The 14617-nt window shown below is 63.4% G+C and carries 9 protein-coding genes; 3 read left to right on the top strand and 6 right to left on the bottom strand.

All coding sequences use genetic code 11. The features are described 5' to 3' along the window. The first annotated feature begins 158 nt into the window (after positions 1-158). From JMO03_RS00595 to JMO03_RS00585, 3 genes are all read left to right on the top strand, one after another. Positions 159-1388, top strand: a complete 1230-nt coding sequence (locus JMO03_RS00595) for an acyltransferase family protein (RefSeq protein WP_202839150.1) — start codon at positions 159-161, stop codon at positions 1386-1388. A gap of 101 nt (positions 1389-1489) precedes the next feature. After that, complete coding sequence (locus JMO03_RS00590; protein WP_202839149.1) at positions 1490-2110, top strand: hypothetical protein; 621 nt, start codon at positions 1490-1492, stop codon at positions 2108-2110. Positions 2111-2119: 9 nt separating this feature from the next. Continuing rightward, positions 2120-2422, top strand: a complete 303-nt coding sequence (locus JMO03_RS00585) for a winged helix-turn-helix domain-containing protein (RefSeq protein ID WP_202839148.1) — start codon at positions 2120-2122, stop codon at positions 2420-2422. 340 nt (positions 2423-2762) lie between these two features. On the opposite strand, the gene JMO03_RS00580 is transcribed toward JMO03_RS00585, so the two are convergent. From JMO03_RS00580 to JMO03_RS00555, 6 genes are all read right to left on the bottom strand, one after another. Further along, positions 2763-4913: a prolyl oligopeptidase family serine peptidase gene (locus JMO03_RS00580; RefSeq protein WP_202839146.1), complete on the bottom strand. Its 2151-nt coding sequence runs from the start codon at positions 4911-4913 to the stop codon at positions 2763-2765. Positions 4914-4923: 10 nt separating this feature from the next. After that, the gene (locus JMO03_RS00575) at positions 4924-7536 is read right to left on the bottom strand and encodes a TonB-dependent receptor (RefSeq protein WP_238345756.1); all 2613 of its coding nucleotides are present in this window, start codon (positions 7534-7536) and stop codon (positions 4924-4926) included. A 113-nt stretch (positions 7537-7649) separates the two neighbouring features. Beyond that, positions 7650-8699 (bottom strand): FecR family protein, encoded by a 1050-nt coding sequence (locus tag JMO03_RS00570; RefSeq protein ID WP_202839145.1) that lies wholly within the window; start codon positions 8697-8699, stop codon positions 7650-7652. Continuing rightward, a complete protein-coding gene (locus tag JMO03_RS00565) occupies positions 8683-9366 on the bottom strand; it encodes an RNA polymerase sigma factor (RefSeq protein ID WP_337926328.1) in 684 nt (227 codons plus the stop codon). The genes JMO03_RS00570 and JMO03_RS00565 overlap by 17 nt, the downstream gene beginning before the upstream one ends. A 370-nt stretch (positions 9367-9736) precedes the next feature. Then, positions 9737-11857 (bottom strand): Atxe2 family lasso peptide isopeptidase, encoded by a 2121-nt coding sequence (locus JMO03_RS00560; protein WP_202839144.1) that lies wholly within the window; start codon positions 11855-11857, stop codon positions 9737-9739. A 54-nt stretch (positions 11858-11911) separates the two neighbouring features. After that, positions 11912-14542 carry a TonB-dependent receptor gene (locus tag JMO03_RS00555; protein WP_202839143.1) on the bottom strand — a complete coding sequence of 877 codons (2631 nt, stop codon included), beginning with the start codon at positions 14540-14542 and terminating at the stop codon, positions 11912-11914. Positions 14543-14617 lie beyond the last annotated feature (75 nt).

The raw sequence follows: 14617 nt of genomic DNA, 5'->3' as shown, positions 1-14617 counted from the left end.
GCGGCGTCCGGCACGGCCCGTCGCCATGAACAGGCCTGGGACAGCGACCAAGATGGGCGGGAAATCTGTAGTTGACATTATAAACTAGTTTACGTAATTTCCTCCAAGCGCCGACCGCTGTCGGCTCATGCCCGACAAGGGGCGACAGGAGGGAAACCATGGGACCGCAGAACATCGAGCGGCTGCATGCACTGGATGCGGTGAGGAGCGGCGCGCTGCTGCTCGGGATCGTCGCGCACATGAGCATGTCCTTTTGGCCGATTCCGTTATGGCCTATTCGCGACAACGACCCGTCCGGCACGCTGCTGACGAGCTTCCTGATCATGCACATCTTCCGGATGAGCCTGTTCTTCGTGATCGCCGGCTTCTTCGCGCGGCTTCTGTTCCTGCGACGCGGGGCCCTCGGCTTCATCGCGGACCGCGCCAAGCGGATCGGAATTCCGCTCTTCGTTGGCTGGCCGCTTCTGTTCGCAGCGTTCATCGCGGTCATCGTCTGGTCGGCGATTCGCGCCGGCGCGGGGGACGCGTTGCAACCACCCGAAGGGCAACCGGGCCTCAGCTGGCGCACGGTTCCGCTGCTGCACGTATGGTTCCTCTACCTGCTGCTTTGGCTCTACGTCGGGACGCTCGCGGTCGTCGGGTTCTTCCACCTCATCGACCCAAAGGGCCGAATCGGGGTCGCCGTCGACGGCTTTGTGCGCTTGATCGTCAAGACGCAACTCGCGCCGGTCGTCCTCGCCCTGCCCCTGTTCGTCTTCTTCGCGTTCAAGGAGTCCTGGATTCCATGGGGCGGCGTGCGAACGCCGGATATCGGACTCCTGCCGTACTTGCCGGCCTGCATCGCTTACGCAACCGCCTTCGGCTTCGGCTGGCTGCTGCACCGCCAGATCGACCTGCTCTCCGTGTGGCGGCGCTGGTGGCCACTGCATCTGCTGAGCGCTGCCGTATTGTCCGCGCTCTGCTTACGCTACTCGGCGCTCGCTGAAAACCCAGCTGCCTTGGCCGACATGAGTCTCGCGGAACGACTCCTGTCGTCGGCGGCCTATCCGTTGGCGATCTGGACCTGGAGCCTGGGACTGATCGGCCTGGCGGTCGCCTTCCTCACCAAGGAGAACAAGGTGGTCCGCTATCTCGCCGACTCAAGCTACTGGATCTATCTGATACACCTGCCGGTGGTGATGGCATTCCAAGTGCTGTTTGCGAACGTTGCGCTGGCCTGGTTCGTGAAGTTCCCGGTCATGCTGGCGCTGGCCACGGCCCTTATGCTCGTCAGCTACCAAGTCCTGGTCCGCAACACCTTCGTCGGGTGGGTGCTGAACGGCAAACGTATCCCCGGGCGCCGGCCACAGGTGCCGGCCGCGACGGCAAGCCCCGCGGCGGCGGAATGAGCGGAAGCAGGCTCTGTCTCGGACCGGGCTCCGGCGTACTACGCAGGGGTCCGGCGCCTTCCAGTAGGATCCTCAGGGCGGACAGCGCAGGAGACCCCCCAATGAGCAATGACATCCAATCAGCCCGCGAGGATCTCGCCTTCCTGCGCGGCCTCGTCGACGACGACTGGCGCCCGCGCATGTGGGCCTTCGGGGCACTCTACGCCGTCATCGGCATGGCCCTGTGTTTGCACATCGCCATCTCGTGGGCCGCGTCCGCCGAACTCGTGCCGCGCGGCGCATTCGTCATAGGCGCCTACGTGGTCCTCTATTCCGCCCTCAGCGTCATCACGATCTGGATCTCTTGGCGCTTCCCGCGCGGCAGGGTCACTGGCGGGGTCAAGAGCCGCGTCGGCGGCGCCGCATTCTTGGGCGCGTTCGCGGCACATCTCGTCATGCTCACCGTGTTGGTCATCGTCGCCATGCGCCTGCAGAGCGGCTTCATCCTGGAGCTCGCCCCGCTCGTGCTGGCCGCTTCGCAGGGCGCGCTGTGGCTCGTCGTCCACGCCATGCGCCGGGGGACCTTCAACTTGATGATGGCCGGGGGGTGGTTCGCCGCGCCGATCGCCCTCGCCCCGCTTGTGGGCGCCTCCTTGTTCGGTGCCGCGCTCGCTGTAGTAGCTGTTGTGCTGATGATCGTCCCAGGCGTGTACATGATGCGACTGGCGCGTGACGCCGCCTGACACTTTTCCATGAGCGCTTTTGATATCGGCAAGATCGACGACGTCATCCACGGCCGGCTGCGGCTTGGCGTCATGGCCTATCTGGCGGACGCCGAGGTGGCAGACTTCACCGAGCTCAAGAACGCACTTGAAGTCACCCAGGGCAACCTCTCAGTCCAGCTCCGGAAGCTCGAAGAGGCGGGCTACATCCGGATCGAGAAGACCTTCTTGAACCGGAAGCCCCTGACGCGCGCGCGGCTCACGCCGGCCGGCCGGAAAGCTTTCAAGGATTACCTCGACGTGATCGCCAAACTTGTTGGCGAGTCGCGCTGACGCGCACTCCGTCCCGTGAAGTGCGCACAGTGCTCAGCTTGCGAAGCTTTAAAGAATCCGACCTCGGCGGGCGCTTGGCAATCGCCGACGGACCTGCCCCACTGACCGTAACAGTTGATCCGGTGATCTGCTTGGTGGAGAAGCGACTCTTGCGCATGTCCATCCTCTCGGATTCCACCGAGTTTGCAGCTTCAATTGGTACGGCTCGGCGGCGCAGGTCGATTTGGCTGAGATCCAATCGGCGCGTTCTCGTGCCCCCTTTAACCCTGCCAAATCACCGTCCGTCGGGTGAGACGGGGACATATCGGACTAGGCTATGTTGACTCCAGTGAACATGCGGTCACTCTTGATCAGGATTCAAGTAATGATCAAAGAATGACATCTGGCGTTCCCACAGATCGCGAAGTCCCTCACCAGTGAAAACGTGCCCTTGATCGGGATAGCGCAACAGGGTTACTTCCTTGTCCGCGAACCGCAGCGCGTTGTACATCTCTATGGCGCCCAGGAGGAACATGCCATCCTGGTCCCCGGCAGCCAGTAGGACCGGCGTCCGGACATGCCTGGCGCGGAAGGTGGCCGAAAGGGCGACATGCGCGGCCGGATCCGTCAGCACATCCACGCCCGCCCAGTCGGCCAGCAGTTGCCAGCTGGTCGCCGCCAGGAGCGGCGCGCCGATCCAGCTTGGTAGCGCCGGCGCCACGATAACCGCGCAGGCGAACCGGTCCGTACGCGTTACCAGATGGGAGGCGGCGCCCCCGCCGTTACTAAAGCCGTAGGCACAAATCCTGCGTGGGTCTGCCAATCCCCGGCTAATCACCTCGTCAATGCCTGCCACCACGTCATCGACCGCGACATCCCATGCTTTCGGGCCGCGACTGGCCCGGCAGAATTCGACCTCGCCGGAACAGTTCACCCACACGTGCGGGGCACGCGCATAGGGCTTGAAGACGAGGTAGCCCGCCGCGGCCCACGCCTGATTGCCGGACATCGGATGCATCCAGCGGTCGCCGCGGCTCAACGGATAGACATCGACGATCATCGGATACTTCCTCGCGGGATCGTAGTCCGGCGGATAGAGCAGAACGCCCTGCAGGGCGTCGCCGTTAGGCGTGCGATAGGAAACGGTTTCCGTCTGCCCCAGCCGGAACTGCGCGGACGACTCCTCGGATGCAAGGTTGGTCAGGCGCACCGCGGCCGACTTCTCGGCCGATCGGACCCAGACATCCGGACCGGACGCACCTTCCATCCAGGCCAGGCTTCCGTCACGCGCTTGCGACCAGAGCGACCAGATATCCGCATCGAGCAACGGCGCGAGAGTCCAATCCTGCAGGTCCAGCCGCCCCAACCGCGCCGCGGCGCCTTCGGGATAGGACAGAAGCAGCGCATCGCCTTCACTCGCCCAACGGTAGTTCCATACGTGCCGGCCAAAGGAATGGGTCCCGTGTTTCGAACCGTCGAGGGATGCGACCGCGATATCCGGCTTGATGCCGCCGAACAGATAGGCAATACGTGTGCCATCGTTCGACCAGCGCGGCTGGTACTTCATGCCGTCGCTGGTCGAGATCACGATCTCGGCGCCGCCAGCGAGTTCGTGCACGCGGATTTCACCGGAAGTAGACGTCAGGATCTCGGCCCCCTCTTCGACGGAGGCGAAAGCGATGCGACCGCCATCCGGTGACCATTGGGGATGGAAGAGGTTTCCCCTTCCGGTGTCCAGCATCGTAGTCGCGTTGCTTTGGATATCCATCACGAACAGACGGTTGAGCAGACGTTCGCCGGGACGCTGCATCCGGTATCGCCACTGCTTTCCATCCGGAGATTCCGCGATCCCGCCCGTCAGGCTGCTGGGATGGGCGAAGATTCCCGCCAGTGTCAGTTCGGGCGCGGTGGTTCGATCCAGAATGAGAGGTCCGCCAGCCGGCTGCCCGGCAAGCGGAAAAGAGACGCGCGACGCGAACACCAGGCGTGTTCCGTCCGGCGACCACGAGTAATCGAAGGCGTCGATGGCGAACCCGGAGATCCGGGTTGTCGGATCGGGGTCGACACCTTCCGGAAAGCGCGTGAGCTGGCGGACCTGGCCATCGACGGCGGTCCAAAGCCAAAGCTGCATCTCCCCCGACCGGATGGAGTAGAAGGCAAGCTGGCCGCCGATCGGGGACCAACGCGGCCGGCTTCCCTCGCCCAATGCGTGCAGGGTCCTGCCGGTGTCGGCATCCAGCACTTCCAGCACCTGGCCCCGAGCGACGGCCAGATACCGGCCGTCCCCCGACAGGTCGATGGTGGCAAACAGGGTGTCGTTGTGGTCACGCACACCATCGAGATCTTCGAAGGTGACGACACGCTCCAACGAGGCCTCATCGGGCGCGCCTGCCTGCGCGTGCAGAAAAGTGGGCGTCGTCAAGAACGCCGCAACGAGCGCCACTGCTTTCCCCAATCCGGAAATCTTGCTGCCTTGAGGGCGACATCCGAACCCGCGGTGCCTGAACGACATGGCGGCCTGCTCAGAAGTGCTTCGAGACGGAAAGACTCAGGAAGCGCCCGATCGCCGAATAGTTGAGCGAGTCATAAGGAGCCGTGGCGGTAAGGTTCACCGGCCCATAGAGGGGAGGTGGCCGGTTGAACAGGTTCTGTGCCGACATGGTGAGGTCGATGCCTGAGAAGATTCCCTCACCTTCACCGATCCGGTATCGGAATGTCGCATCCCAGGTATTGAAGGAACCCGTCTTCCCGTCAGGCCCTGCATCGACGGATCCGTTGACGGATATCCCCGCCGTGTGGTTGACGAAGGCAGAGGCCATCAAGCCCCCTCTCTCCCACACCGCACCAAGGCGGGCGCTGAGGTCCGCAGGGTTGAAGATGTTTCCCGACAGTTCGAACTCAGGCTGGCTTGCGCCCGTTTGCTGCGTAGTGTCCAACCAGCTTGCCGAACCACGCAACGTCATGCGGCTGTCGCCAATGTCCATGCGATAGGAGGCCGACAGGTCCGCCCCCCTCGCCCGTTGCCGCATCGCATTGGTGTACTGATTGAAGAACACCGCGACGATGTTGTCCGGGTTGTAGCCCTGCCCGCCCTGATCGATGACCGGCGCGATCGCGGCGACAGCGGCCACTTCCGCGGCCGTCGGTGCGTACAGGATGTGGGCGGCGTAGATCGGGTTGTCCATCGCCAGCCAGTACCCGGCAATCGGCTGGACGACCCGGTCCGCGTAATCGATGTCGAACCACGTCAGCTCGGCCCTGAGCCCGGGAAGCGCGCGCGGATGGAAATCCAGCGTTCCCGTCCACGTCTTCGCCCGCTCCGGCTTGAGGTCCGGATTGCCGCCCCAGGTCATCAGGAAGGCTGCATCCGCCGGGTATCCGCTGCCTCCGCCGTAGATCACCGGCAGGTTGTAGACGAGTGTGGTCTGGTAGCGTTGGAGCAGCGTCGGCGCCTTGAATGACCTGCCCCACGACGCCCGGAGGGTGAAGTCTGGAGTCGGCCCGTAAACCACGCCGAGCTTGGGTGTGGACACTCTGTCGAATCCGTCGTAGTCCTCTGCGCGTAACGCGGCCGTCAGCAGCAGTCGATCGACACCTGGGATACGATTGTCTGCACCCACAAACGGCAGGCTGAGCTCGGCGTAGGCAAAGCGGTTGCTTTCCTCCCCCTGCACGCTGACCGAGCCCACGAGATGGTTGACGCCGAGAAATTCGTACGTCCGCGACCCGGCGCCGATCGCTACGCGCGCCTCGCCACCACCTAGGGAAAACACTGGCCCCTCGCCACTGACCTCGATAGATCGGGTCCTGTTCGCATAGGACTCGTCGAGTGCGGAACTCTCGGCATCGGTGGCCCGGTTGGTCGTTTCGTACCACGTGTGAAAGTCGTCCTTGCCCCAGGTTGCACCCAAGGACAGCGACCATTCCGCAGGCAAGTGCACATCGATGCCGGGTGCGATCAGGGTTGAACGCGTTTCGGCCGGGACACGCGTGACGTTCGCCGCACTGGCAGAGTATCGATCACTCTTCCGTTCCGTCCGCAGGACGTCCAGTTGAAGATCGACTGCCTCGCCGACGGACTGATGGGCGCTGAGCAATCCACTGCGTAGCGCGTTGGACGGGTAGAGCGATCGCGGACCATAGAGCGACGAGGCATAGTCCCTGTCGCTTGCAAAGAGAGGGTCGGCATCCTGATCCCTGTAGGTGGCAATGAGGCCTCCGCTCATCCACATCGCGCCCGCCGTCGCGGTGTACTCCCGGCTCCTCAAACCACCGTCCGTTGCACCGCCGTGACGCGCCCCGACGCGCAGGCCCTCGAAATCCCGCTTCAGAATGACGTTGCCCACACCAGCGACGGCATCCGAACCGTAGATCGCGGAGGCGCCGTCGGCCAGAATTTCGATCCGTTCGACCGCCTCGACCGGAATTGCGCTGATATCGACCGCCTGGAAGATGCTGCTGTAGCTCAGGCGTCGCCCGTTCAGCAGGGTCAGGGTTGCATCCGGCCCCAGACCGCGCAGGTTGAGGCCCGACCCGCCCGTCAGGTTCTGGTTCGCAATCGTGCCGCCAGACTCCAGCACGCCGGGATTCTGCCCGCCACTGAAGTTCTGCGGGATGCTGCGGATCACTTCACCCAGATCGCTGAAGCCTTCTTCCTGGATCCGCTCGCTGCCGATGACGATGACCGGCGACGGCGTACTGCCGCCGCGGATGCGGGTGCCCGTGACCACGAGGCGTTGCAGCTCGCCCACCGGCGGTTCCGGTTGCGGCGCGGCCGTCGACGCGCGCGGCGCGTTCGTCTGCGGTTCGGTCCTGCGGGCAGGACCATCGCGTCGGATGATCATCAATGCGCCGGAAGGATCCTTCCTGGAGGTGAAGCCCGTGCCTTCCAGCATTTTTTCAAGCGCTTGTTCCGCCGTCAGCGATCCACGTACGGCGTTCGCCTTCAACCCCGACAACAGGTCCTCGCGATAGGCCAGCTCCGCACCCGATTGCCGCGTCAGCGACTGCAGGCTCGAAACCAGGTCGCCGGACGGAATGTCGATCGGCGTGCGCGCACTGTCCTGTGCGGACACGGCCAGCGACAGCGAGCAGGCGATTGCGAGCAGGCTCGTACGGAACAGTCTGGTATTCAATATCGTTGCCTCATTCCCCGGCAGGCCCCGCACCGGGACCCTGTGCATGCCGTGACGCGAAGCGGGCAGCCCTCCCCCAATCGGATTGATCCGACAGGCCGCACGCGGTTGGGTCATCGTGAATGCAGACGAGTCTCGGCGTCCCCACGCTCGGCACTGATTCCGAAGCCCTGCTCCAGCACGCGGACGAAAGCTTCGGCATTGGCCCAGCGGAAAGTGCCTCCGACCGGAATATCGGCGATCGACGGGTCGTCCACTAATAGCTTGTGCGCGTTGTAGCGATTGAACTCGGCCACCGCCTCGGCAAGCGGCGTGCTGCGAAAGACCAGCATGCCCTCGCGCCAACGCAGCATATCCTCGACCTGCTCCGGCGATGATTGCCGCAGCCGCACCCCCTCGCTGCCGGCCGATGCGACCATGCCCGCGATCAACAGCGTCGGGGAGTCTCCTGTCGCCTGATCCTCCAGGCGAACGCGGCCTTCGGTGACCGCCACGCGTAGTTCACCGACGTCGCGCCGCACCGAGAACTGCGTGCCGATGGCCACTACCCGACGACCTTCGGCCTCGACCGAGAACGGGCGATCCGGATCCGACGCCACTTCGAAAAACACCTCCCCTCGCTCGAGGCGCAGGCTGCGCTTGCGACGGGCATAGGCGAGCTCCACGCGGCTGTCGCTGCTGAGTACGATCACCGATCCGTCGCTGAGCCGCAGCCGTTGCGTCTCGCCCAATGCGGTGGCATAGGCGGCATGTTCGAGCCCGCCGACGTACCACCAACCTGCCATGCAGATGCTGAGCAACAGCAAGGCGGCCGTTGCGGACCGGCGTGCCCACCTGCGCTCACGCCGAGGCACCGGCGCGCGAAACACGAACGCATGCAGATCCGCCGCGGGATCGGCAGCGTCCCCCTGCGGGGGTTCCACACCCGGAAGTTCGGGCCAGGCGCCGACGGGGGGGACCTCCCCGGCCGGCAGTCCCGCGGCCAGTGCCTTCAGCCGCGCGGCACGTTGCCAGCCCGCCTCCAGCCGAATCCAAGCCACGCGATGCGCGGTGGACGCCTCCAGCCACGACTGGAACCGCGCCTGCTCGGCAGCGTCCCAGCCGGACTCGCGCCGGGCCAGCCATTCGCCGGCGATTCGCTCGATTTCAGCGTTGTTCGCCATGTCCTTCCTCGTAGTGCGCCAGCGCAGGCGGCAGCGGACAATCGCTTCCGCCCAGCACCATGGCGGTGATCGCCCGGGTGGCGAGCGCCAAGTGGTTCTCGGCGGTCTTCGGGGTAATGCCCATGCGCTCGGCGATCTGCTTGATCGACAACTCCTCCACGCGACGCAACCACAGCACCTTGCGGCGCTGCGGTGGCAGGCGATCGAAAGCCCGCACCAGGCTGCGCAGCTCACGCTGTGCAGCCAGCCGTCGATCCGGCGTGATCTCGTCCACCGGGAGTTGCGGCGCATCGATCTCCCCCAGGGCTTCCAGCGGCACCACCCGGCTGCGCCGCCAGCGATCGGTCATCAGGTTACGGGCGGTAGTGAACAGCAGCGACTTGGGATGCGCCGGCAAGGCCGCGGCCGACGTCTCGTAGACGCGGATGTAGATCTCCTGACGAAGATCCGCTGCATCATCGCGATGCGGCCACCAGCGCAGTAGATAGCGCATCAGTGCGGGCTCATGCGCGAGGATCTCGCGTGCGAACCAGTCGTCGAGATCATTGGCCATGGTGGCGACGATAACCTTGTTCACAGCTCGATTGAGCAAGAAGAATCGCGACTTCTGGACTTTTTTTCCAGCTTCGGAAGATCGTTTGGGGGTCGCCGCCCTTGCATGCGTCACGATAGGATTGGCGTGCTCGAAACCTCGCCCCCGGATGCTTGGGCCGGGCGTGTTAGTCGCCTTCAGAATAACGGGGAGCTACCGGCCCGACGCAGCCATGTCACCCATCCTGATGATTACACCGGCAGTTACCCGGGGTCGGCGGACGCGCTCATCCGGCACCCTCGGGACTGATCCATCTGACGGTGGCCGATGGCACGAAGGCCGCCAACCGCATCACGCCCGGATCCCTCCTCCATCTGTCGATTGGCGTTGAGGCGATCGATGATGCCTGGTCGGATCCCGACCAGGCAATTCGACGCCTGAAGATTGATCGTGCTGTGGAGCATGCTCTGGCAACGCGACCGCAACCTGATCTACAGCGATGGCATCAGCAATACCATGGCGAAGAAGCATCCGCCGCAGCGGTCCGCTCGCATTGATGGGAGCGCATGACGCGCCAGTGTTCGTACTGCTCCACCTTGCGAGGGTCGTCGTCCTCGACTCCCTGTAGCCAGAAACGAAACCAATCCAGGTTCCGCTGGTACACCGCCAGCTTGTGCCTGGGCTGGAACTTTTGGTGCGGCTCGTTCGGAAAGACATACATATCGGCACGCCCATCTCGCATGAGCGGGATGGCATAGTCCAGAGCTTGCATGTACTCCTGCTCAGGCATCTGGAACAGGATCGGTGCGTCGATCTTGTCCAGGTTGTGTACCGGGGAGAGCGCATGCCACCGTTCCGGCGTTGCGTCTGGCGCGCCCAGCCCCCAGATGTCCTGCAGCAGCCTGAAGAAAGCTTCGCCCTTGAGGCTGGAAAGAAGATAGTAGTTGGGCGAAACCGAGGTCGAACTCACCGACACAGCAGACAGCAGTGACGAATTCATTGCGACCCATATCGCCACCTCGCTGCCGAAACTCAGGCCACCCATTCCAACGCGGGAAGAATCGATCTCTCCCTGTGCCGACAGGAAGCGGATTGCCCCGTCGAGCGCTGCCAGGCCATTTCCATAGCGCTCGACTGCGTCGAAGGCGGAGGGCGCCGAATTGATGCAGAGTGCGGAGATGCCGTGCTCCGCGAGCACCGCCAGCGGCCACTCGTCCCCCATGCCGCCGCGCACGAAGCCAGTACACCTGTAGTAGCTCACGAACAGCGGGGGACGAACATCGCCAACCCTATGCGCCGGATAGAACTGACCAGTGAACACCCGGCCCTTCGCATCCATCCACCTCAGCGTCCGGGCACGCGTCGAGCTCGCCGAGGAATGCGCCAATGCCGCATTAGGTTCAAACAGAGGCCGGCGTTCCCCGGTCGTCAGGCGGACCAGCTCCAGGCGAGGTGGCTGGTTCGCCCCCGCGGTCACGCATGCCAGTGCCGTCGAGGACACGCCACAGTTGCTGGAAATGTCGCGCCCGCCATTGCCAAGTCCATCGAAGTCGACCACCGGGAATATCACGTCGGATTCGACGTTCCATCGATAGATCGATTGCGCCATTCCGGCATCTGGGTCGGTGACCGTGAACAGAACCTCGTCGCTGTTTGGGCGCCACTGAATTCCGGTGATTGCCTTACGCTTGCACGGTTCTCCCGTGCACACCCGTACGCCGCCGCGACCGACGCGCGTCACCGACATCTCGATATCCGGCTTCTGACGGAGCCCCCCTTGTTCGCCAACACGGGTCAACAGTGCCACTTGGCCGTTGTGCGGGGAGCGCGCCATCCGCCAGGCGTCGGACCTGCCAGCATCAGGACCATCGGCTGCGTTCGGATTGGGTCGAACCATGGATGAGCTTGGATCCCGGATTGCGCCTGTCGAAAGGTCCACCGCCTTCCAACGATCGGGCGTGCCTCCCAGCAGCGAGGTACGATCGAACCAAATCTTGTCGTATCGCTGCGTTGCCAGCCGGCCCTCGATACTGCCTGAGCGAAACAACCCCTGACCGATCGGCACGGTTTCGTCCATGCGAATCCCGAGGTCGTATTCGCTTTGCTCTGCGGCGGCGACCTCCTCACGCGTTGCTCCAACGCTGTACTTGAGAACCTTGCCATTCTGGTCCAACGCGAAATCGCGAATGTCCGCCGGATCGTGCGTGATCGGTTGTGCTCCGGAGCCATCCGTGGCCGCGCGCCATACGTCGATCCTGCCGTCAACGCGGGCGCGGTAGTAGATCCAGCGACCGTCGGGCGACCAGACAACGACTGCCGGCAGCGAGATCCCCGCCGAATCTCGCAGGGGGACGCCGCCGTCGGCCACCCTGCGCGGGAACGACCCCCCGTGCATGCCCTGCACATACCAGATGGTGTCGTAAGTGTTGCGTTCGATGGAGGCCTGCTCCGTCCGGAACGCAACCTTGTCACCGGCCGGCGAGACTATCGGGCTACTGAAGTCGATGATCTCCACCAGTTCCCGCGAGTTAATCGCATTCGCATGATGTACGCTGGTCAAAGCGCCCAGAACGAACCCCAGTACGATCAAGCGCCTCGTCGTCCCCTGGAAGGAAACGGACGTCATAAGTCACCTCCAGTCAGGCCCAGCAAGTCGGTTAACCCGGCAGCGAAGCTGTGGTTACCAGTGCTTGGACACGGAAAGACTCAGGTAGCGGCCGATAGCCGAGTAGTTGGTGGAGTCGTAGGGCGCGTTGGTGGGCGAGGTTGCGATATAGACGGGTGGCGCCCGATTGAGCACGTTCTGCGCCGATAGCTCGACCATCAGACCAGAAAGCGCATCCTTTCGCTCACCCGTGTCGTAGCGCAGGGTGGTATCGAAGGTCGTGAACGAGGATCCCCTCTCATCCCTCGTCGTATCGGTGACGCCGCTCTTGTAGTTGCCAAAGAGCGAGGTGGAGAAGCCTCCCTGGTGCCACACTACGCCTAAGCGGCCGCTGACTTTCGCCGGATAGAACAATGTCCCCGCCAAATCGTAGGGAGTCTGCGCCGTGGTAGTGGCTTGCGTACTGTCCAGCCAGCTGATCGAGCCACGAACCGTGAGCTGGCTGGCGTCCATGTCGAACCGGTACGCTCCCGTAAGGTCGAGACCTTTGGCCCACTGCCGGGATGTGTTGACGTATCGGTTGGGAATGATCGCTACTACATTGCTGGCATCGTACGCCGCGCCGGCATAGTTGTAGAACAGTCTTGATCCTGCCAGAACTTCGGCCTGCTCGGCCGCTGTCGGAGAGTAGCGAATGAACTCGGCAAAGATCGGATTGCTCAGTGCCTGGCTCGTTACGAGCGGTTGCAGGACGCGATCCGTGTAATCGATGTCGAACCAGGTCAGTTCCATCTCCAGTCCGGGAAGAGCCTCAGGATGGAAGGCCAAAGAAGCACTCCAGGTGCGGGCGCGCTCGGGTTCCAGGTCTGGATTTCCGCCCGACAGGTACAGCACCGTGGCGTCAGGACCGTAGCCGGCGCCTCCGAAGGTGGTCGTGGGATAGAGATAGGCATTCCGACTCTGATACCGCTGCAGCAACGTAGGCGCCTTGAACGACTCGCCCCAGGATGCCTTCAACGTGAGATCACTGACGGGAGAGTAGGTAACGCCGAACTTTGGCGTGGCAACTCCGCCAAAACTGTCGTAGTCCTCGGCACGGATTGCACCAGTCAATGCGAGACGGTGCAGGCCACGAATGACGTGATTCCGGTCGATCAAGGGCAAGTTCAGTTCCGCATAGACGAAGCGACTGCGCTCGTCACCGTCGGCGTCGGTTCGGTTGCTGCTTATGTTTTGAAATAGAAAATCGTTCTGCCTGTAGCCTGCCCCGATAGCGAGCCTGGCGTCCCCGCCGGGCGAAGCAAACAGCGGACCTTCGGCACCCACTTCATACGTGCGGCCCTTATTGCGGTAGAGACCGCTGTAGTTCGCCGATGTCACCCCCGTCGCGCTCGCTACGAGCCTTTGATAGTAGAAGGATTCATCCTTTCCCACGACTGCACCTACATTGAGCGTCCAGTCATTCAGAAGATTGAACTCCACGCTAGGCGAGACGAGGGTCGACGTAGTCTCCGGCTCGTAACGGTAGTAGCTGGTCGGGTACGCGGCATCCGTAAGGATTTCGCGCTCTGTCCTGAGCACATCCAAGCGGACTTCCGCAAGGTTCCCCAATGACTGGTGGCCGCTGAGCAAGCCACTACGCAGGTCCCCTCCCTGATAGAGCGTCGCCGGTTGGTACATGTCTTGCGCGTAGTGGCGCTGATTGGAGTAGATCGGATCGTTGGAGGTTTTCTTCCACGTGGCGATCAGACCACCCGTGGACCAAGCGGTACCAGCGGTGGCGGTGTAGTCCCGGGTGGTCAGCCCACCATCAGCAGCTGTTCCATAGCGGGTCCCCACCGTCAACCCGTCGAAGTCACGCTTGAGGATCACATTGGCTACGCCACCTACGGCATCGGATCCGTAGATGGCGGAGGCACCGTCCGGCACGATTTCCATCCGCTCCACCGCCTCGACCGGAATCGCGCTGATATCGACCATCTGCACGTAGCCGCTGTAGGACATTCGCCGACCGTTGAGCAGCGTCAGCGATGCGTCCTGCCCCAAGCCTCGCAGGTTCAGCCCTGAGCCACCCGTGATGTTCTGGTTCGCGATCCCTCCCCCTGTCGCGCCTGTGGCTATTCCCGGGTTCTGCCCGCCGGCAAAGTTTTGCGGGATGCTTCGAATCACCCCCCCAAGATCGGTGAAGCCCTCTTCCTGGATCCGCTCGCTTCCGATGGTGATGACCGGCGACGGCGTGCTGCCGCCGCGAATGCGGCTACCTGTGACGGTCATCCTGCCCAGATCCTGGGTTTCGGGCTCATCCGGCGTTTCGCGCCTTGGCGCACTTTGCTGCGGAGCCCTCGCCGGCGGCACCTGGTTCGTTGCTGGTAGCCGGCGCAACACGAACGTCCTGTCGTTGACGGCTTCCACCTGAATGTCAGAGCCGCTCAGCAGGCGGCGCAGCGCCTCGCCCGGCGTGAGCTGACCGGACACGCGCGGCGCGTTGAACCCTTGCACCAATCCGGGCTCATACGTAATCAAAACGCCGGTCAGTTCGCCCAGCCTGTCCAACGCCTGCGACAGGTTTCCGGCCGGGATGTCGATGGTCTGCGCCGCGGACGCGGTTTGCGCCAGTGCCGTCCCCGTGTGCAATCCGGTGGAAAGGGCAAAGGCGAGCAGCAGCGGCTTGAATGCCCTGCCCTTATGCAATGAAGAAGCGGTCATCGGCGGCTATCCCCGTTCACTTGGCCATGGTGCGATTGATGACGACGCGCGCGGTTGGGATACGCATGCGATGTC

The sequence above is a fragment of the Luteimonas saliphila genome, assembly GCF_016774335.1.
Classification (GTDB): domain Bacteria; phylum Pseudomonadota; class Gammaproteobacteria; order Xanthomonadales; family Xanthomonadaceae; genus Luteimonas; species Luteimonas saliphila.
The sequence above is the reverse complement of the archived record's forward strand: the minus strand, read 5'-3'. Positions and strand labels throughout refer to the sequence as shown.